Source organism: Verrucomicrobiia bacterium (assembly GCA_035489575.1).
Lineage (GTDB): Bacteria > Patescibacteriota > Saccharimonadia > Saccharimonadales > JAGQNK01 > DATHJY01.
The window spans coordinates 76,887-93,835 of sequence record DATHJY010000004.1 but is presented as its reverse complement, the minus strand read 5'-3'; the positions used below and the strand labels follow the sequence as shown (position 1 = coordinate 93,835).

Below are 16,949 nucleotides of genomic sequence, written 5' to 3'. Positions count from 1 at the left end.
AAGCCACCTTTTGCTAGGTGGCTTTAACTTTAGGAGAAGTTAGGCTGCTTCGACTAGATCGCCGCTGCCTTTGTTGCTCTTGTCCTTGCTAAGCTCTGGATCGTTACGCCGCCGTTCATCCATGCTAATAATCTTCCCTTTGTCTGCTTCTGCGGAAACTGGTGCCGGTGCGGCCTCGAGCGCTAGAGGACCAACGGGAGCCTCAGGACGAGACGGCTCTGGCGGTGCAGTAGTTGGTTTGGGCTGGGCCGCGGTTGCCGGCGAGGCTGTAGCCGTTCTTGCCTTTTTGAAGCCACCGTCTTCTTTGATCATACTGACCACGCCAAATGCTATACCATCCTTACTGCCCTCGCTGTCATTGTGGTATTTTTTGGCTAGATCCTTAAAGTCTTGCGCCGTTCCTTCACCTGTAGCCAGGTGGGGATTATCAGTAAGGATTTGGTTGTAGGCCACCAGTTGATCCGCCGCCAGGCGACGGCCAGCCAATGGTCCTTCGGTGGCAATAGAAGAGTTGTTGTCTTGAGGATTATTTTCGTACGCCCCAGGAGCTTCTCGTCGCCCCCTGGTGTGGCCGGATCCTTCCCCTTGCCCCTTGCTGCGGAAGGCTGAATGAAACGCCGTTGCCCGGGCCTGGCCAGCCAGCACGTCTTCGTAGACCTCGCCGCCACCGCTGGCAAATCCAATAAACACCTTTGCGGCGGCAAAAATCTGGTGGTCACGATGCTCGACAGAGGCAAACCTTTCAGGTGCCCCGGCAAGGACTTGGCTGAGCACTTGTTGCTGCACCTCAGCCGACATCAAAACGCCCTTCTCTTCGAGCTTTTCCAAAACTTCATTCGACAATGTGGACTGGCTACTGTGCATTTCTTGTGTCAAGGTGCGCAGCCCCTCCGCTATCTGCTGGGGAGTGGGAGCCTCATCAGAAGCCGCACCCGTAATGACTTGTAGTCGAGCGGCGACTGCCTTGTCGAACCCTTCCAGCCCTACACGTGTCAGCTCCGCTTGGCCTTCCTGGCTATGCAAATACTCGCTACTAGACTGGGGTGCGGTAACCCTGGTTACTTCGGCGGCGAGCTCTCTGGTAATCATCTGCTTTGAGATACTTCTGTCCTCGATCGGAGACACAGCCCGTCGGTCATGGGGGCCAGTCGTACGAGCCAGGTGATAGCGAGCAGTGCTATCGTCCGGGGTATCTTTTTCTAGCCTGCGTTGCTCAATCTCGGAAAGTTTAGTTGCTGATACGTGCCCCGCAGCCTCAAGGGCCTGGGCTGTAGCGATGGTAGCGGCAGCTTCATGCTGGTTACCTACCTGATTTATAAAACGTTGAGCGTCTTGAACGGTATGTGCATCGACAAGGCTGCGCTCGGTCTCTACGGCCTGGCGTAAATCCCGGAGGGCAAACTCTATGGCTGCGTCCTGAGGTAGTTGCTGCTCAATACCGTCCAGGGGCGATTGCTGGCGCAGCTCATCTAGGGAGTGCATTTCTTGGTTTATGGGGGAGTAAGTTTCTGACATTTTAGTTTTTGCTGCCCGGCTTTTAGTTCCTGGAGTGTTTCATCTCTGTTAGCTGATGCACTCTGCGCAGAGCCAGTTTGGCGTGGCGCCTTGCAGCCCTGTCGTCTGGATTGCCTGTGAGTTTCTTCATTGTTGCCGCAAGTTTGCCAGCAGCACCTTCTTGCGATGTAAGCGTTCCTTCCATTTCCTCCAGAAGAGTTGTGGTGCTGAGTAGTGTATCTACACTGTTGAGGTAGGTGGTCAGGTCGCCCTGTGTGCGCCCCAGCAATGCTTCATGTCCCGAGGCTCGTGCTCGTTCCACAGCAGTACGCAGTTCTACTACTCGTGCACTCATTGCGTCCATGGTAATTTCAGACAGCATCAGCCATGCAGGTAGATGGGTCAAAGTATCATGCATGCGCAGTGAGGGATCTATGGCAACTATTGGTGTCTTTTCTTCGATAGCTCGTTCCAAGTCAGCGTGAGTATACTGATCGCCCTCGAACCATTTGGCTGTTGGCGCAAAACCCGTAACTACGCGTACCTCATCCAGGGTATCATTCAGAGAGTCTACGTCCGACACGGTGACATCGTATCTCAGCAGGCCGTCCTGTCTCCGAGCCGCCAGGTGCATACCAAACAATCGCAGAGCTGACCCAAGTGGTCCCTTGCTCCTCTGTTCGAACACCACACAATCCCCAAAGTTTTCATAGACTTCGTCTTCCTGGTCTTTCTGGATACGCTGGCCATGCTCAACATCGTCCGCTAGCTCGCTGTCCTTCTCTAGAGGCCTTTGGATAATGGTCATAGTCATACGGCCGTCGGGCTGGTTAACAATCTCGCTTTCTTGCCAAAAAAGCCTATCCAGATCAGACATAATTTCGAGATTATTGGCATGATACACAGTCTCTGGGGCCGTGATGGCTTCTGGTGCTACAAGAGAGTCAGTGTAGTTCATGAGTATATATAAACATTAGCATATTATTGCTGTTTTGGCAATATGCTTGCTTCATTTTATCAACCAAGCGTGTCAAGCATAATTAGTTTGACACAGAAATTAATGTACCTATAATAGTAGTTACTATGAATAAGTACACAACGACGGTGATCAAGACGGGAAATTCATATGCCCTTCGGGTGCCAAAGGCATATGTTGAGCACGCGCAGCTTAAATTAGGCGACAAGGCAGATATCACGTTGCCCCAGAAGCACACAGTACAGGACCGTAAGTATATTCAGCAGCTATGGAAAGAGCTCCAGGCGCTGAAGCCTTTTCAAACTATTCAAGACCCAGCCGCCTGGCAACGTGAAATCCGCAAAGACCGTCTGCTTCCTGGCCGAGACTAAACATATGGTTATTTTTGACACCAACGTTTTTGTCTACGCAGGTAATGGGTCCATCGACATCTCCAAACTTGAAGGGCTAGAAGCTTGCTACGCATCAATAAGCATAATTGAGGCCCTTGGTTTTCAACAGATCACCGCAGCAGAGCAGCGCGCGCTTCAGCGGCTCTTTGAGGCATACGAAAATATCGACCTAAGCCAGTCTATTATTGAGCAGGCCGTCAAGTTGCGACAAAACAAAAAAATGAGTTTAGGCGATTCAATAATAGCCGCTACTGCCCTCGAGCATGACCTTACGCTATGGACTGCAAATACTGATGATTTTCACCATATCCAGGGGCTCAAGCTATCAAATCCGCTGCAATAGCCTGCGCAAGGATGCGTCACTTTGATGGGTATCTTGATCGTACCTGTAGCAATCTCAAAACACCCCTGCACGGCGACCAGAAGATTTATCGCCTGGCTTGAGGTGCACGTGGATCAAACTTGGAGTTCTTGCCGTTAGATGGTCATGATGAGGTGCTGCAGGGCCTCGTCGGCGTCGATTGGTTCACTCTTTAGGCGAGTGTCCAAGATACAGGCATGGTGAACAAGTTTTTTGATTTGGCTCAGAGGCATACGCTGGACCAACCCCTGGGTTTTACGTACCACATAGGGGTTCAGCCGAGCCTCTTTGGCAATGGTGTTGGCGTCGCGCGAACCGGCCACCTTGACCACCGCCAGTATGTGCAGTTGCCACGCCAGCATGGCCATGATCTGCTGGGGCTCTACCTTCATACCCCGCTGCTCTTGGTACAGTCCCAGCGCCTGTTTGGTGCGGCCAGCCAGTGCGGCGTCTAGTAGCTCAAAGATAGTGCTTTGCGGCGTCAGGTTGGTCAGGAGGTCTATGGTTTGCTTGGATATCTGCGGGTCATAAGTAAGCAGCTTGAGTAGCTCGCTGGACAGCAATTGCTGGTGTATCCCTACCCGCTGCACCAAATAACGGGCATCTTCTTTTTTCAGGGTCGAACCCTGTAATTGGGCTTGCTGTACAAGCCAGCTCGACAGACCATTTTCGTCCAGTTCGGTGAATTCTTTATAGTCACTGTTTTTCTTGAGGAATTTGTAATAACTGAGCCGCTTGTCCAGCTTGGGCTCGACTATAAGTACGTCTGTGGTCTCTGGCACGCCGTCTAATAGCTGGGTGGCCTTTTCTAAAAATTCTTTGTTAGCGCTGGGACGCTGCAACAAGACCATTTTTTTGGATGCCAGAAACGGCAAGCTCTGCAGCGCTTCGCGAATACGGTCGTAGCTGATTTCTTCGCCGTCCAGACGCTCCAGCCCCATGTCGGTATAGTCCGCCACGAAAGCATCTACCAAACGATTTAGCTCGCTTCTGAGGGTAAAAGTGTTGTCACCGGTTAAAACTCGTATCATGCACCACTAGTATACGACAACTCCCATCCTGAGTTTTTTGTCGTTTGCATAACCTTTATTGTGAGAATTTTATCATTAATAACATTATGTGGACTTTTTTGAAAAAAAGTTTTGACATATTATTTGGCGTATAGTAGGATAATTCGGTCACACCAGTGGCAACAACCCCGTCCAATGCCCCGAAAAGGCAAAAAGACACCAAGAGGGAGAACCTTCCAGCATGAGCAACAAGACCAACGTCGTGGTCCTCGTCCCGGACACCACCGTCGCCTCGATGACCGACGAGGTCGCCGACAACAGCGTCCAGAAGGCCGCCGACGCCGCCGTCGCCGCCTACACCCCGTTCGACTCGGACAGCAACGTCCCGGTCATCACCTACGGCACCGACCTCGCCGGCGCCCTCGAGGTCGCCAAGCGCAACGCCGCGTCCACCGACGGCAACGACCTGTCGATCGTCATCAGCGACGGCAACACCGCCGACCGCGCCAGCGTCGAGGCCGCCGTGGCCAACCTGGACGGCGACAAGATCGTCATCGTGGTGGTGAACAACCAGCCCGACGGCGAGGTCGCCAACTGGCTGCGCCAGCTCGACGACGACGGCCCCGCCGCCGACGACGTGGACGTGCTCGACGTGAACAGCCTGCCCGGCGACGAGGTCCCGGTCTGGTTCGCCAGCTGAGCTCAGCTCATCGCCTGATCAGGCACACGGCATCGTAGCACTCGCTTCGACACCCGCCTGACAGGCAACCCCTCGCTGGGAGACGGTGCATTGGCCCAAGCCAACGCATGTGGCCATTGCGCCGTCTCCCTCAGGGGATCTCATCAACGTAGCAGTGATCTTTGATCACCCCCCTACCCCCGATGCGATCCCCTGCCCCCCTTTTTTTTGAACCGTACGCCCTCTGGAATCTACCAGAGGTTTTTTATTGCCTTTACTACTGAGTTATGTTATTGTATGCCTTGGTCTCACTTCGGTGGGATCGTTCATTTAAAGTACGAGTCTTCGCCATATTGGGGCAAGCAATGGCCGTATCACCGCGAGGTGGTGCCGTGATTGCTTGTTCCCAAAGAGAAAGGCACCAACCTGATGCGCTTCTTGCATCATCACGTCAAGAACCCCGACTCCATGTTCAGGATCTACTTCTTCACCTGGCTCACGACTCTCGTGCTGTACGGTGTCATCCTCGTCACCATGGGCCCAGCAGCGCTTCTGCCGCTGACCGCTCTGGTGATCATCGAGGTCGTCTTCAGCTTCGACAACGCCGTGGTCAACGCCAAGGTGCTGGAGAAGATGTCACCCATGTGGCAGAAGATCTTCATGACCGTCGGCATCGCCGTGGCAGTCATCGGCATGCGAGCCGTGTTCCCCGTCGTGCTGGTCAGCCTCACCGCCCACCTGGGCTTTGGCGAGGTCATCGACCTGGCGCTGAACCACCCGCACGTCTACGCCGAGCACCTGGAAACCGCCCACCCGCAGCTAGCTGCCTTCGGCGGCACGTTCCTGTTCATGATCTTCCTCAACTTCATCCTGGAGGACAAGGACATCGTCTGGCTGCGACGACTGGAGCGTCCGCTCATCAAGGTCGGCAAGCTGGACACCGTGTCGGTGATCGTCGCCCTGTTCACACTGCTGACCGTCGCCTCACTCTGGGGTGGTGACCACAAGGAAGCCGTGCTGTTCGCCGGTCTGCTCGGTCTGGTCGTCTACCTGCTGGTCAACGCCTTCGACAGCGTCTTCGAGAATGACGAGGAAGACGAAAGCAGCAACGGCAGTCAGCTGGCCAAGAACGCCGCCAAGGCGGGCTTCTTCAGCTTCCTGTACCTGGAGATGCTGGACGCATCGTTCTCCTTCGACGGAGTCGTCGGCGCGTTCGCCCTCACCGACAAGGTGCTGCTGATCACGGCTGGTCTGGGTATCGGTGCGGTGCACGTGCGGTCGCTGACCGTTCACGTCATCCGCCACCAGACCCTGACCAAGTACCGGTTCCTGGAGCATGGCGCTCACTGGGCCATCGGCGCCTTGGCGCTGTGTGTGCTGCTGAGCCTCCGGTTCGAGATCCCCGAGTGGGTCACCGGTAGCCTGAGCGTCGGCTTCATCACCGCCGCCTTCATCAGCAGCCGTCGGCACACCAAGAAGAACCCCCCGACCCCCGAGGTCGACGAGCCCAACGACGGCAACCACGCCGTCCCCAGCTCGACGCCCTTGCACGTCGCGTAGCAGTAACGGTGGCCCCCAAAAGGCTCTTTTTGCCCTCGGGGGCCACCCACTGCTCTGCCGCTGAAGACTCGTACTAAATTTTTTATACTAATAATCAAACGTACCCCCGTTGTAGGGGATTTTTATACCCAAATTTTGAATAAAAAAAGCGGGCCAACATGGAAGAATAAAAAAATCATGTTGACCCTACTACGGACCGAGTGAGACCGACAGGTCTGACCGGGTCCAGATACCTCGGTGTGAGGAGTGAGCCCGAAGACTCACCCCCCACGATGAGGGTTGGCTAGGAGCGGGAACGCCCTGGCCGGAGCTTGTAGACGAGGCCGATGATCGCGATGATCACAGCCGTCCAGAAGGCGATCCTCACCAGCCACATGATCAGCGGCAGAATCGCCACGCCGAACAGCGTGCCCGCGACGAAGGCGATCGCCACCAGGATGGCAACGGTCTTCGGCTCCAGGCCGGAGTCGTCGTCCTTGACGTTGGTGTTGTCACTTTCCAGTGCCATCGATTCCTCCCGATGGAACACTCTGGACATGGATATGCCCAGATAGTCGAAAGGGGTGGTCCAAGTTTTCACAGCCGGAGCTGGAGCATGAGGACCACCCCTAGGGGGTTGGCTAGACGCTAGGCGTCAAAGCCGGTGCTCCTTGGTGGAGCGGGTGTTGATCCCTGGACTTGGCTCTACTTCACCGCCACGCCGTGCTCGGCACACAGACCGGCCAGACCGGCGGGGTAGACGTCGCCCTTGGCGCGGAACTTCCAGTCGCCGTCGTGGAGGTAGAGCTCGCCGACGACGAGGCCGATGGCGGACGCGTAGTCCTCGGTCAGGTCGTAGCGCACCAGCTCGATGCCGGTGCTGTCGTCCAGCACGCGGACGAAGGCGTTCTGCATGTTGCCGAAGTTGTGGCTCCGCTTGACAGCCTCGAAGACCGTCGCAGAGAAGACCGAACGCTGGGCGATGGTGGGAAGCTGATCGAGGTTGACGTCGATGATCTCGTCGTCATCGTCGCCAGCACCCGTCAGGTTGTCACCGTGGTGGTGGACCGAGCCGTCGGGCGAGTCGAGGTTCTTGAAGTAGATGAACCACCTCGGATCCTGGCTGAGGATCTTGCGGTCCTTGTCGAGGACGAACGCCGAGATGTCGATGTCGAAGCCCGGACCGGTGGTGTTGACGCTCTTCGCATCCCAGCCGGCGCGCACGCTGACCTTGGTCAGGGTGCCACCTGCATCGGCGACCATCTTGCTGAGGTTGACGTTCTCGCCCTTTTCGAGGGAAACGGTATCCATCGGTATCACTCTCCTGTTTCTGGGTGTTGCTGATGGAGGACCCATCAGCCGTGGGTTGGTGAACTTGCTACTGGCCGAATAGTTCCAGCAAGTCCGTGACCCGTCCTGTTCGACGAATCTCTACCTGCCAGTCCTTATCGGACTGTTGAAGAACGAAAGCAGAGATAAGATCTCCGCACTGGAACGATCGGCCTCCGTAGGAGACTGGGTATCGCACCAGAAACTGCGAGGGCCACGGAACCATGACTTGGCCTTGTCCCCAGCGCTGCCGGATCTTGCGATTACGAACCCACTGCTCCAATTGCTGTGCCACCTCACGTGCATCGCCAGGGGAAGTCACCTTCTCCCAGAAACGCGTGAGTTCCTGCTGGTGTTCCAGCTTGGGCTCGCGAGCCTTCCGCTGCAATGGATCGGTCAAGAGCCACGGGTCAAACCCGAACTCCAGATCTTCCAGCGTTGGTTGGGTATGCAAACACTGCAGGTACACCTGGCCAGTCAGGGAGGGTGCCCAGCACATTTGGCCAGCCCGGAAGAGCGCGCGAATGGGGTCGAAACCCTGGTTCACGACACCCAGTCGAGTACTGGCTGTAGTAGCTGAGTCCCACTCCTGCCTGAGATGTTCGAACACCGCCATGTTGGGGTGCACAATCTTCACGATCTCGTGCAGTACTGGCCGGAACCGCTTGGGCACTTTCATACCAAGCAAGCGAGTCTGGTCTTCTTGCACACGGTCGTAGATGGCCTCGAGGATTGCCCAGGTTCCAGCGACAAGGTCGTCGGTCACGGGGAGGTCCTTGAGCTGCTTGATCTGAGGCGGGGGCACCGACACCTGGACCTCTACCTGACTTTGGCAGCGAACTGCTTCGGTCGTATAGGTCTCGGCGGCGGCACACAGCCCTTCGCACCATGGCACTCCATCGCGATCGATGAATTGCCGTTGTGTGGCAGACGTCAGCCGAGCAAAGAACCGCTCAGCCGTCTCCCACCCTACGGCACTCAACCACCAAAGCTGGGCGACGGCCTGTTGTGCGGGTGACAGTGTCCACAAACCGTGGAGACTGAAACCTGCTTCGGCAAGCGTTTCATCAAGCTTGGTGGCGGCATCGTAGCGGCTAGAGGCACCGGCCACAAGGCGGCTTGCAAGAGGAGCGGCGGAGACTTCACCGGCCGCGCGAGCCTTGAGTCGGCTGATAGGACCGGGGTTGTCTGACACCTCTCTCCCTCCTTTTGGAGGATTGCCTTGGGAATCAACGAATTGTTAAGGGACTTAAATGCTCCTCAAAACTCTCTTGTTTTTCACTTTCTGAGTCGAAAAGCAGAGCCAAGTGTAGCATAGAAAAAACCTCTTTACAATTTTCTTGTAGTAATAACAATATTCTTGATTCAAGTTTATTTTTACCTTATAGCATGGCAGCTATCAAGCCATCCGACTACCCGAAATGGAGCAGAAAAGATGGTGGATCTTCGCCTTCTCGCCCTCGACGGTAGGCCGAGCGATGACCTCTTTTCCGTACCCACTAGGTTAAAAAGTTGACAATTTGTAGAAGTTAATTTATAAATACATTCTCGTAAGCACCTTATCAGTTTTATATATTTGTCTCAACTCAAACGAGTTGACTATGACAGCGAAAGGAAATCCCATGGGATTTTTCAAAAAGGACCAGGACCAGGACCAGGACCAGCCCGTCCCCTCGGCTGCTGCCCCGGCGGTCGACCTCGGCAAGCGGTCCGGCGCGGTCAGCCTGAGCAAGGGCCAGTCGGTCAGCATCGACAAGACCCCCCTCATCGTGGCCCGCACCAGCTGGAGCTCCAAGACCGACTACGATCTCTACGCTCTCGTGGGCTACCGTGACGGCAGCATGGAGACGGTGGCGACCTTCGGAACCGAGCAGGACAAGAAGGGCTTCCAGCTCCAGACCCCCGACGGTGCCGTCCGGCATCTCGGTGACGTCGGCCGCAGTGCGGACGGTCAGGCCCAGGAGACGCTGGAGATCCGGCTGACCGACGACATCGTGGCTGTACTGCCCGTCGCCTACTCGGCCCGATCCAACGGTCAGGGCTCGTTCTTCCGCTACCGCGTGGGGCTGGAGATCGACAACGGTCAGGGCACCAAGGTGGGCGTCGACGCCAAGCACGCCAACGACGACGACAATGTCTACACCTGCGTGCCCGGCATCATCCGCAACACGCCCGACGGCGTGGTCATCGAGGCGCTGGAGCTCTACAGCGCACGGAACTCAGAGAGCCGGCCAGTGCTGCGTGCCGATGGCACCGTCCAGATGGACGCCGGCCCCGTCAACGCCTTCAAGTAGGCCCCAAGTCCCGCTGGGTTACCCCTAGCTAGTCGCAGTGGCCCCCGCTCGGTGTAACTCTAGGGAAATTTCCTAGATATCACCGAGCGGGGCCACTAAACATTTTGATTTGATATAAGTATATAAACCCTCAGTGAGTCATGGTTACCCTGGACGCACGAGCACAAGCGAACGCTCTGCCAGCCGGCCGCCCAAGGAGCGATGAAAACTATCTAAATCTTTGAAGTCCGCGGCTGTCGCCAAGTACTTCCTGAACGCCGGGTTATCAACAAACGGCAGCATGCCGTCGCTATAGAACAAAACCGTGTCGCCTGGCGCAAGCTGATGCTGCCCGATAGTTATAAACTGCTCGGCAACCTCCTGGCCGGTAAATACACCCATGCGTATGGGTACACCCTGAAACTCCAGCTGGGTATTGTTGATAACGTTTTTGCGAGCATACTGGTGTTCTTCGGGACTACTAGCAGCAAAATGGTGTGTATCCTGCAGATGACGCAGGTAGGCGTTAACCGGACCGGTATCAGTCTCTAACCGAAAGGTGATATCACCCTGCTTGTTCAGCACCATCACTTCGCAATCGTTCAGCTGGGCACAGTGCAGCGTATCATCCTGGATAAACCCATACGCTCCGACAGCCGCAGCGTACTGCACCGCTAGGTAGTCTACCGTTTGTTCAGTGATGTTCAGAAATTGATTGAGTTGCTTGATATGCCGATTGGCCTCTGCGGCCATATGTCGGAGGGTTTTTTCTGGACCCTGCGCATCTAACGGCGTATCCAAAACCGCCTGACAGCCAGCCTGTGCTGCGGCCGCAGCGGGTGATGGGTCCGGGTATGGCTGTTGGTGCAGTAGCGTGATACCGTCAAACACTGCAAATCGATTGTCACGCCAGGCCCTAGCATCCTCGTCTGGATGATGGGCAGGCTCGCCCGAAAAATGAAAAGTATGTACCGTCATATAACCACCTTTTGGCATTGGGGGCAGATGTGTGTCCCGCGGCCAGCTACTCTTAGTTTTATGATCATGGTATCAGGGTGGCGTTCGCAGGGCTGCCCTTCGCGCCGAAAGACTTTGGCAAAGCTACTATAGCTGCCCTTTTTGCCCTGGGCATCTACATAGTTTTTGTCACTGCTGTCGCCCTTTGCAATAGATAGCTCCAGAACGTCGCGAAGTGCTATAAACAAGGTTTTGGTCTGAGATGCCGAGAGGCTTCGGACCAACGTGATGGGGTGGATCTTTGCTGCCCAGAGCGATTCGTCAGCATAGATATTGCCCACTCCGGCTATGACCGTCTGGTCCAGCAGCACTGCCTTTATGCCGCTGCCCGGGCGTCGCAGCAATCGCTGATGAAAAGCCGCGACCGTAAAGTCGGCAGCCAGTGGTTCTGGCCCAACTTTTTTAAAGAAATCTATGTTGGGGATCTCGGCCGTCGGTACCAGCCGGACCCAACCAAACTTACGCTGGTCATTAAAATACAAAAAGCTACCGTCCGTGAATGTAAACGTGACACGGGTAGATGTATCTGGTAATTGGCCAATGAGTGAGTCATTTGGATGCCCTGCCCCAAACCGTGTCTGGGTGCCTACAAACACCAGCTGGCCAGTCATTTTTAGGTGAATGAGCAAGGAATACTTGCTGTCTAGTTCTATGATCAGCACCTTGGCTCGGCGCCTGACTGCCAACAGCTGAGCTCCCACCAAAAACTGACGGACATCTTCAGGAGCGTTCGGAAAAGACTTAGACCAATTAAAATTAACACTGGCTACCTTTTTGCCAATCACCAATTGGTTCAGACCAAGTTTTACGGTCTCTACTTCGGGGAGTTCGGGCATGACCTTTATTGTAGCCTATCTGTTACCATGAAAGCATGACTAACTCCCTCGCCGACCTAATGCCCCTGGGCCGTTTTGCCGAACCACCAGAAGTACAAATAATAAAAGACTATGTCATGGACCGCTACCAACAGCCCGTACAGGTTACGGTGCAGTCCAAGCAGATAATTATCGCAGTTAAGAGCTCGGCCCTGGCCGGGACGCTTCGTTTACAGCTGCATCAGCTGCAGGAAATATGTCAGACCCAAAAACGTCTGGTTCTCCGGATATCATAGCCATGTAGCCTATGATCGAGTGCATGGGAATGAGCTTGCCATTGCTGAGCTCTATCGAACCAGCATAGCGCAAATCTTCGGAAGGTTTGTTATTCCAAAACGCGCCCGTGCCTTGTTGCCACTGTTCAAAATCCATAAGCGCTGCCGTCTTGGCGACCAGTATTCGTTCTTGTAACTCAGCAAACGTAATAAGGTGTTCTGCACTCATAAAGCTGGACCTTCATGGGGGGTTAATATATGTAAAACACACCTCGAAAGATGTGTTCGCACTGGATGAATGGCCAAGGCCATCCAATGGCCCCTAGCATACGTGATGGCGTGCTAGTTGTACAGATCCTGTTATAAATTCTCTAGCATGAGATGCCCAAGCACTGGTGCGTCTTCGATGACTCGATCTGCGGTTGGCACCTCGCCCGCATAGCGTGCTTCGGGACTGCCGTATTCACGAAGGTTAATGTCGGTCAGCGGCTCGCCCAGATCGGCTGCAACCCCAGAGTCCGGAGACGCTTCGGCAACATCAAATGCAGCACCCCCAACGGTCATGCCCCTATATTCATACAAACTCATAGAACAGCCTTTGCTAGTTAGTATTTAGTTTGGTTATCAAAGAGAAAACATTTACCTGCCCACACCCTAAACCTGGTGGTCAAGCTTGTCAAGCATTTACCATACAATGGGACGAAAAGACCGCCGTATATATCACGTGTGATATATTTAGGCCGTTAGCAAGGATTCGAGCTGGGACTGCACAGTCCCAAAGTCGGTGTATATAATTGCTCCTAAACCCTCAGCCTCAGCCGCGGCGCAGTAGCGATCGATATCGTCAATAAAAATCGCTTCTTCCGGCTCTACTCCCAAACGTTCGCACGCCAGGCGATAGATTCGCGGGTCTGGCTTGGTCAGGCCGAGTTCGTAACTAAAAAGCATGTGGTCGAACAACGCCTGCTCTTCTGCGCTCAGGAACGTGTCGCGAATCCAGTTGGTCGCAATGTTGCTAATCATGCCAATTTTGTAGCCCCGGCCCCGCAGCTGCGTGATGTATTCCAGCAGCCGGGTGTTTTTGACAACTTCGCCGGTTCCTTCCAAGAGCTCTTCTACACGTGTGGGTTTTTGGCCCGTAGCTTTTTGCACCCCTTCTAGAAAATCCTGCAAGCTGATCAGCCCGGCATCATAGGCATGATTGAGACGACGCGCTTCTGTGGTGTCCGTTCCAGCCGGCAAGTTGTCCAGAAAAGCCCGCCACACATCCGTGGTAAGTACTCCAAAACAATCAAAAATAATGGCGCGCGTCTTCACTGATTCTAGTCTAGCAGACTGGACCGACAAGAGTGTTAGTCGTTGGTGCCGCTCAGGCTAACACCTTTAACCTGGCTTTGGTACTTAGGGATCTGAGCCCTAAATAGCGAATTAACCGTGGCAGCACGCCCGCCAAAGCTGCCGATCTTTGCGCCGCAAGAAGTATTCCAGAGATTTATAAGCTTTTGGTCATAGTCTTTGAGTTCGTAAACAGATCGACGCCCCAGAGGACACACACCGGTTGGGTCGGTGGTAGTGGTTTTGCGCGCCAAACCAAAGCCGGCCTTTTCGATCGAGGTCAGAAAGGCGGAATAAGCAGATGGCGTGTTTGGGTAGACTTGACTGGTCGAGACCGTGCCGTCGTAACCGGTCAATATCTCTAGACGACGCTCGTCCTGGCTGACCGTAATACGAATAGCGCGAAACTGCTCTTCGCCCACTACTTTGCCCTGGGTGGTAAAGATAGCCGACGTACTGTCGGTATCCTGCTGAGAGATCACCACTTTCTTAGGGGCTGCAGGATTTTTTTTGCCACTTGGGCCACGGGTAATCAATACAATAGCCAAAACGGCCACTACAATGACTCCTAAAACCGCCAAAACATATTTCATAACTGACCTATTATGGCACAATAGGTAATAAAATACAAGTCGTTTATGCTAATTGTCGTGTACTAGCTACTGTGCGCCTGTTTTGTTATGGGGCGTATTGACCGGCTTGGACTCTGGTGACCCCTTTTGTCGGAAGTAAATACTGAGAACCACCAGGGCACCTACGGCCAAAAACTCACTCTGCCAGTTCTGGAAAGATTCATACCAAAACTTTGACGTATGCATGTACTGAGTGGTTGTGTGGCAATCGGTTTGGCCGTGAACCTGGTCCTCTTCACAGGTCGCCCGCGCCCCACCCGCGGCATGCAGCCAAAAAGACAGGAGGAACATGAGCAGCAAGATAATACTCAGCGAGTTCTCGTACAGCTTCAGTACCCAACCACCGCGCTTGACCGGCCATGGCGCATACTTTGAAGCTCGCGGTTCGGCGTCAAAGGCCTCTTTGCCATAGGGCTTTTTTGATTCAGCCGAGCCCTTTTGATACAAGAAAGCCGTCAGAAAAACATACATGCCCATCTGTAGGAACTCGCTCTCCCAGTTCTCGAACACCGACTCGACAAAATCGCCGGAAGTCACATATTCCGCATATGTTACCTCCGGCTGGCTATGTATCTGCTGCTGCTCATTGTAGTGGCGAAACCCGGCGATACTGTGGCCCACAAGAAAGACCGCAAATAAGCCAAACACCACCAAACTCAATGAATGTTCTTTTAGCCAACGCCCCATAGCTATTCCTCCAAATATACACGCAGTATGAAACAGCTTTGGCAGCCGGGCAGCGAGTTATTTCACTGGGACAACAGGCTCTAAAGCCTGCTATCATACGCGGTATGTCACAGATCGATCCAGCCGAGGCCCAGCGAATCACCCTAGAAAGCTACAATACGCATATAGACGAATACGTAGATAAAAAGGAGCTGTTGGATCATGACCGGACGGCAGCCTACTGGCCAGGGGTAGAATATTTTTTGGACCAGCTGCCACCCGGCCAGACAATTTTTGAAGTTGGCAGTGGCAGCGGGGCTGACGCCCGAAGAACAGAAGCTGCTGGCTTCCGCGTGCAGCGCAGCGACGCAGCCGAGTCCTTTCGCGACCTGCTGCAGGCACAAGGCCACGACGTGTTGGCCTATAACGTCCTAGACCAGCCACCTGAAAAAACTTACAAAGCTATTCTAGCCAACGCCGTTTTGCTGCACTGTAACACTGACCAGTTCCGGCAAGCGGTTAGCAATTTATATCAAGGACTACAGTCCCAAGGTCTGCTATGCCTGGGTATGAAGGTGGGCGATTTTGAGGGCTGGCGCGAAAAAGGCCTGTCCGGCAAACGATATTTTAAATACTGGCAGATCCCTGACCTAGAGCAAGAACTGCAAAACGCTGGGTTTGCCGTAGGCCACTCATACCTCGTCTCAGATGGTGGGTTCGCGGTCATTACCGCGACCAAACGCTCGTCGCCTTTTTAGCACAGTGGCCTCATGGCTCTTTCTTAAATCTGAATAATTGCATCACTGGTGTTTCTTTGTATATCTCGTACTTTGGAATAGCTTCTACAAGTTGGTCATCTGCAAACACCGGTTGGTGGTCTGCAACTTTAAAGCCTGACTCTTCCGCAGTTTCGCTCCAGTAATCTACTGTTCGAAGAATGTCGGTTGTGGTGCCAAAACTCGAAGGCCGCTCTACCCGAACAACAGCCTCTTTGCCTGGCTGCTTTATTTCTTCGGTTATCGTGTAGTCAAATCGCGGTGCCCGGAAAGCATCGTAGTCGCCCGCCACAACCAGCAACATTGATGAAGCCCTGAGAAGCAGCCGACTCCTCAAAAAAGCGTCTTCAAGATCTGCTAGATGCTCGGTGGACATTATCATACTTACCAGGTCAAACGACTCCTCGGTAGCAAAGCTCTCGAAGGTTTGATTATAAATGGTAGCCCGAGGAACAAGCCTGGTAGCCATTTCAGCGTATCTGGATGGCTCCACGCCAACCAAGCTATACGCGTCTAGCTGCGCGCAACGCTGCAAAAACCACCCAGAGCCACAGCCTACATCCAGCACATCAGCCGCCTCGACATCAATAGGAGTGATGCCTATAACTCGGCCCAAAAATTGGCGAACAGGTGAGTCGGGATTGCCTTCTGCCTCCCAGTCCATATCGGCGGTATTGTATTGCTCTACGCTAGTGGCTTGCTCTAAGAGGCTCATCCCTTTGCACCCTATCCTTGCAAAGAAAGCCACTGCAGCAGTATCAGTGCCACGCGGTCTTCGGCCATGTGGCCCGCTAGTATCATTGTTTTTACCTCGTCGTAGCCAAACCAGTTATCGGCTTCTATTTGTTCGCCAGCCTCTAACTGCTGGCCATCGGCGTGTGGCCGCCAGTCTATAGCCTCAAAAATAAACAGGTCCCACTCTACCGTGGCACCCAAGGTAGATTTCTTGAACAGCTTGGCGTCACGGATATCCAAGCCTGCTTCTTCAGCACCCTCGCCTTTTACCTTGGCCAGCGCTGGTACCGCAATGTCTGCGCCGCTTTCCCGAAATTTGTCATACTCGGCCAACGTATCAAACACTTTTCCGCCCGGCAGACGGTGGTCCCAATCGTTCAGCTCGGTCCGAAACTCTTTGGTTAGTAGCAGCTGGCGCTTTTGTTTGTCGGCCACAATGATACGAACACCCGGTGCCCGACGGGCCAGCTCAAAGACTCGGCCATCTGGCTGTTTGGTCTGCACGACCTCGAATAATTTACCCCGAAAAACAATATCACCCTGACTTGTCTGTGTATCACTCATGGGTGCTACTATACCATCCTACAAAAAACGCAGACCAGAAAAACAAAATTCTTTAAAAAGTGAGAATCCTTGTCAGAAAAA

At 54.0% G+C, this 16,949-nt stretch carries 21 protein-coding genes; 6 read left to right on the top strand and 15 right to left on the bottom strand.

Annotated elements, in window-relative coordinates:
* Window positions 1-39: 39 nt before the first annotated feature.
* Entirely contained in the window at window positions 40-1,515 is a 1,476-nt protein-coding gene (locus VK694_02055; protein HTE57499.1) for a hypothetical protein, read from the bottom strand.
* A 22-nt stretch (window positions 1,516-1,537) separates the two neighbouring features.
* Window positions 1,538-2,452 (bottom strand): hypothetical protein, encoded by a 915-nt coding sequence (locus VK694_02050; GenBank protein HTE57498.1) that lies wholly within the window; start codon window positions 2,450-2,452, stop codon window positions 1,538-1,540.
* 125 nt (window positions 2,453-2,577) lie between these two features.
* On the opposite strand from VK694_02050, the gene VK694_02045 reads away from it, so the two are divergent.
* Together VK694_02045 and VK694_02040 are read left to right on the top strand one after the other, a co-directional pair.
* Window positions 2,578-2,841: a hypothetical protein gene (locus VK694_02045; protein HTE57497.1), complete on the top strand. Its 264-nt coding sequence runs from the start codon at window positions 2,578-2,580 to the stop codon at window positions 2,839-2,841.
* Between the two features lie 4 nt (window positions 2,842-2,845).
* The gene (locus VK694_02040; protein ID HTE57496.1) at window positions 2,846-3,205 is read left to right on the top strand and encodes a type II toxin-antitoxin system VapC family toxin; all 360 of its coding nucleotides are present in this window, start codon (window positions 2,846-2,848) and stop codon (window positions 3,203-3,205) included.
* 134 nt (window positions 3,206-3,339) lie between these two features.
* On the opposite strand, the gene holA is transcribed toward VK694_02040, so the two are convergent.
* Window positions 3,340-4,254: a DNA polymerase III subunit delta gene (holA, locus tag VK694_02035; GenBank protein HTE57495.1), complete on the bottom strand. Its 915-nt coding sequence runs from the start codon at window positions 4,252-4,254 to the stop codon at window positions 3,340-3,342.
* 220 nt (window positions 4,255-4,474) lie between these two features.
* Here holA and VK694_02030 point away from each other — a divergent pair, with 220 nt between their 5' ends.
* A complete protein-coding gene (locus VK694_02030; protein ID HTE57494.1) occupies window positions 4,475-4,933 on the top strand; it encodes a hypothetical protein in 459 nt (152 codons plus the stop codon).
* A 408-nt stretch (window positions 4,934-5,341) separates the two neighbouring features.
* Entirely contained in the window at window positions 5,342-6,472 is a 1,131-nt protein-coding gene (locus VK694_02025; GenBank protein ID HTE57493.1) for a DUF475 domain-containing protein, read from the top strand.
* 283 nt (window positions 6,473-6,755) lie between these two features.
* Here the strand turns inward: VK694_02025 and VK694_02020 are convergent, their stop codons facing one another.
* The 3 genes from VK694_02020 to VK694_02010 all read right to left on the bottom strand — a co-directional run bounded on the left by VK694_02020 (window position 6,756) and on the right by VK694_02010 (window position 8,975).
* Window positions 6,756-6,980 carry a hypothetical protein gene (locus VK694_02020; GenBank protein HTE57492.1) on the bottom strand — a complete coding sequence of 75 codons (225 nt, stop codon included), beginning with the start codon at window positions 6,978-6,980 and terminating at the stop codon, window positions 6,756-6,758.
* Between the two features lie 176 nt (window positions 6,981-7,156).
* A complete protein-coding gene (locus tag VK694_02015) occupies window positions 7,157-7,762 on the bottom strand; it encodes a TerD family protein (GenBank protein HTE57491.1) in 606 nt (201 codons plus the stop codon).
* Between the two features lie 67 nt (window positions 7,763-7,829).
* Complete coding sequence (locus VK694_02010) at window positions 7,830-8,975, bottom strand: hypothetical protein (protein ID HTE57490.1); 1,146 nt, start codon at window positions 8,973-8,975, stop codon at window positions 7,830-7,832.
* Window positions 8,976-9,402: 427 nt separating this feature from the next.
* Between VK694_02010 and VK694_02005 the strand changes: the two genes are divergently transcribed.
* Window positions 9,403-10,074 carry a hypothetical protein gene (locus tag VK694_02005; protein ID HTE57489.1) on the top strand — a complete coding sequence of 224 codons (672 nt, stop codon included), beginning with the start codon at window positions 9,403-9,405 and terminating at the stop codon, window positions 10,072-10,074.
* A gap of 144 nt (window positions 10,075-10,218) precedes the next feature.
* Here VK694_02005 and VK694_02000 read toward each other — a convergent pair whose 3' ends face one another.
* The 7 genes from VK694_02000 to VK694_01970 form a co-directional block, all read right to left on the bottom strand.
* Entirely contained in the window at window positions 10,219-11,031 is an 813-nt protein-coding gene (locus VK694_02000; protein HTE57488.1) for a hypothetical protein, read from the bottom strand.
* Complete coding sequence (mutM, locus tag VK694_01995; GenBank protein ID HTE57487.1) at window positions 11,028-11,906, bottom strand: bifunctional DNA-formamidopyrimidine glycosylase/DNA-(apurinic or apyrimidinic site) lyase; 879 nt, start codon at window positions 11,904-11,906, stop codon at window positions 11,028-11,030. The genes VK694_02000 and mutM overlap by 4 nt, the downstream gene beginning before the upstream one ends.
* Before the next feature lie 177 nt (window positions 11,907-12,083).
* Window positions 12,084-12,389, bottom strand: a complete 306-nt coding sequence (locus VK694_01990; GenBank protein ID HTE57486.1) for a hypothetical protein — start codon at window positions 12,387-12,389, stop codon at window positions 12,084-12,086.
* 131 nt (window positions 12,390-12,520) lie between these two features.
* Complete coding sequence (locus VK694_01985) at window positions 12,521-12,748, bottom strand: hypothetical protein (protein ID HTE57485.1); 228 nt, start codon at window positions 12,746-12,748, stop codon at window positions 12,521-12,523.
* A 147-nt stretch (window positions 12,749-12,895) separates the two neighbouring features.
* On the bottom strand, window positions 12,896-13,477 hold the full coding sequence (locus VK694_01980; protein HTE57484.1) for an HAD family phosphatase: 582 nt from the start codon (window positions 13,475-13,477) through the stop codon (window positions 12,896-12,898).
* 35 nt (window positions 13,478-13,512) lie between these two features.
* A complete protein-coding gene (locus VK694_01975; protein HTE57483.1) occupies window positions 13,513-14,088 on the bottom strand; it encodes a hypothetical protein in 576 nt (191 codons plus the stop codon).
* A gap of 66 nt (window positions 14,089-14,154) precedes the next feature.
* Window positions 14,155-14,814: a DUF6766 family protein gene (locus VK694_01970; protein HTE57482.1), complete on the bottom strand. Its 660-nt coding sequence runs from the start codon at window positions 14,812-14,814 to the stop codon at window positions 14,155-14,157.
* 104 nt (window positions 14,815-14,918) lie between these two features.
* On the opposite strand from VK694_01970, the gene VK694_01965 reads away from it, so the two are divergent.
* Window positions 14,919-15,551 (top strand): methyltransferase domain-containing protein, encoded by a 633-nt coding sequence (locus VK694_01965; protein HTE57481.1) that lies wholly within the window; start codon window positions 14,919-14,921, stop codon window positions 15,549-15,551.
* 10 nt (window positions 15,552-15,561) lie between these two features.
* Here VK694_01965 and VK694_01960 read toward each other — a convergent pair whose 3' ends face one another.
* On the bottom strand, window positions 15,562-16,284 hold the full coding sequence (locus tag VK694_01960; protein ID HTE57480.1) for a class I SAM-dependent methyltransferase: 723 nt from the start codon (window positions 16,282-16,284) through the stop codon (window positions 15,562-15,564).
* 11 nt (window positions 16,285-16,295) lie between these two features.
* Complete coding sequence (locus tag VK694_01955; protein ID HTE57479.1) at window positions 16,296-16,868, bottom strand: hypothetical protein; 573 nt, start codon at window positions 16,866-16,868, stop codon at window positions 16,296-16,298.
* Window positions 16,869-16,949 lie beyond the last annotated feature (81 nt).

Coding starts and splice junctions, on each gene's coding strand:
- VK694_02055 (HTE57499.1), bottom strand. CDS start 1,515: ATGTCAGAAACTTACTCCCCCATAAACCAAGAAATGCACTCCCTAGAT.
- VK694_02050 (HTE57498.1), bottom strand. CDS start 2,452: ATGAACTACACTGACTCTCTTGTAGCACCAGAAGCCATCACGGCCCCA.
- VK694_02045 (HTE57497.1), top strand. CDS start 2,578: ATGAATAAGTACACAACGACGGTGATCAAGACGGGAAATTCATATGCC.
- VK694_02040 (HTE57496.1), top strand. CDS start 2,846: ATGGTTATTTTTGACACCAACGTTTTTGTCTACGCAGGTAATGGGTCC.
- holA (HTE57495.1), bottom strand. CDS start 4,254: ATGATACGAGTTTTAACCGGTGACAACACTTTTACCCTCAGAAGCGAG.
- VK694_02030 (HTE57494.1), top strand. CDS start 4,475: ATGAGCAACAAGACCAACGTCGTGGTCCTCGTCCCGGACACCACCGTC.
- VK694_02025 (HTE57493.1), top strand. CDS start 5,342: ATGCGCTTCTTGCATCATCACGTCAAGAACCCCGACTCCATGTTCAGG.
- VK694_02020 (HTE57492.1), bottom strand. CDS start 6,980: ATGGCACTGGAAAGTGACAACACCAACGTCAAGGACGACGACTCCGGC.
- VK694_02015 (HTE57491.1), bottom strand. CDS start 7,762: ATGGATACCGTTTCCCTCGAAAAGGGCGAGAACGTCAACCTCAGCAAG.
- VK694_02005 (HTE57489.1), top strand. CDS start 9,403: ATGGGATTTTTCAAAAAGGACCAGGACCAGGACCAGGACCAGCCCGTC.
- VK694_02000 (HTE57488.1), bottom strand. CDS start 11,031: ATGACGGTACATACTTTTCATTTTTCGGGCGAGCCTGCCCATCATCCA.
- mutM (HTE57487.1), bottom strand. CDS start 11,906: ATGCCCGAACTCCCCGAAGTAGAGACCGTAAAACTTGGTCTGAACCAA.
- VK694_01990 (HTE57486.1), bottom strand. CDS start 12,389: ATGAGTGCAGAACACCTTATTACGTTTGCTGAGTTACAAGAACGAATA.
- VK694_01985 (HTE57485.1), bottom strand. CDS start 12,748: ATGAGTTTGTATGAATATAGGGGCATGACCGTTGGGGGTGCTGCATTT.
- VK694_01975 (HTE57483.1), bottom strand. CDS start 14,088: ATGAAATATGTTTTGGCGGTTTTAGGAGTCATTGTAGTGGCCGTTTTG.
- VK694_01970 (HTE57482.1), bottom strand. CDS start 14,814: ATGGGGCGTTGGCTAAAAGAACATTCATTGAGTTTGGTGGTGTTTGGC.
- VK694_01965 (HTE57481.1), top strand. CDS start 14,919: ATGTCACAGATCGATCCAGCCGAGGCCCAGCGAATCACCCTAGAAAGC.
- VK694_01960 (HTE57480.1), bottom strand. CDS start 16,284: ATGAGCCTCTTAGAGCAAGCCACTAGCGTAGAGCAATACAATACCGCC.
- VK694_01955 (HTE57479.1), bottom strand. CDS start 16,868: ATGAGTGATACACAGACAAGTCAGGGTGATATTGTTTTTCGGGGTAAA.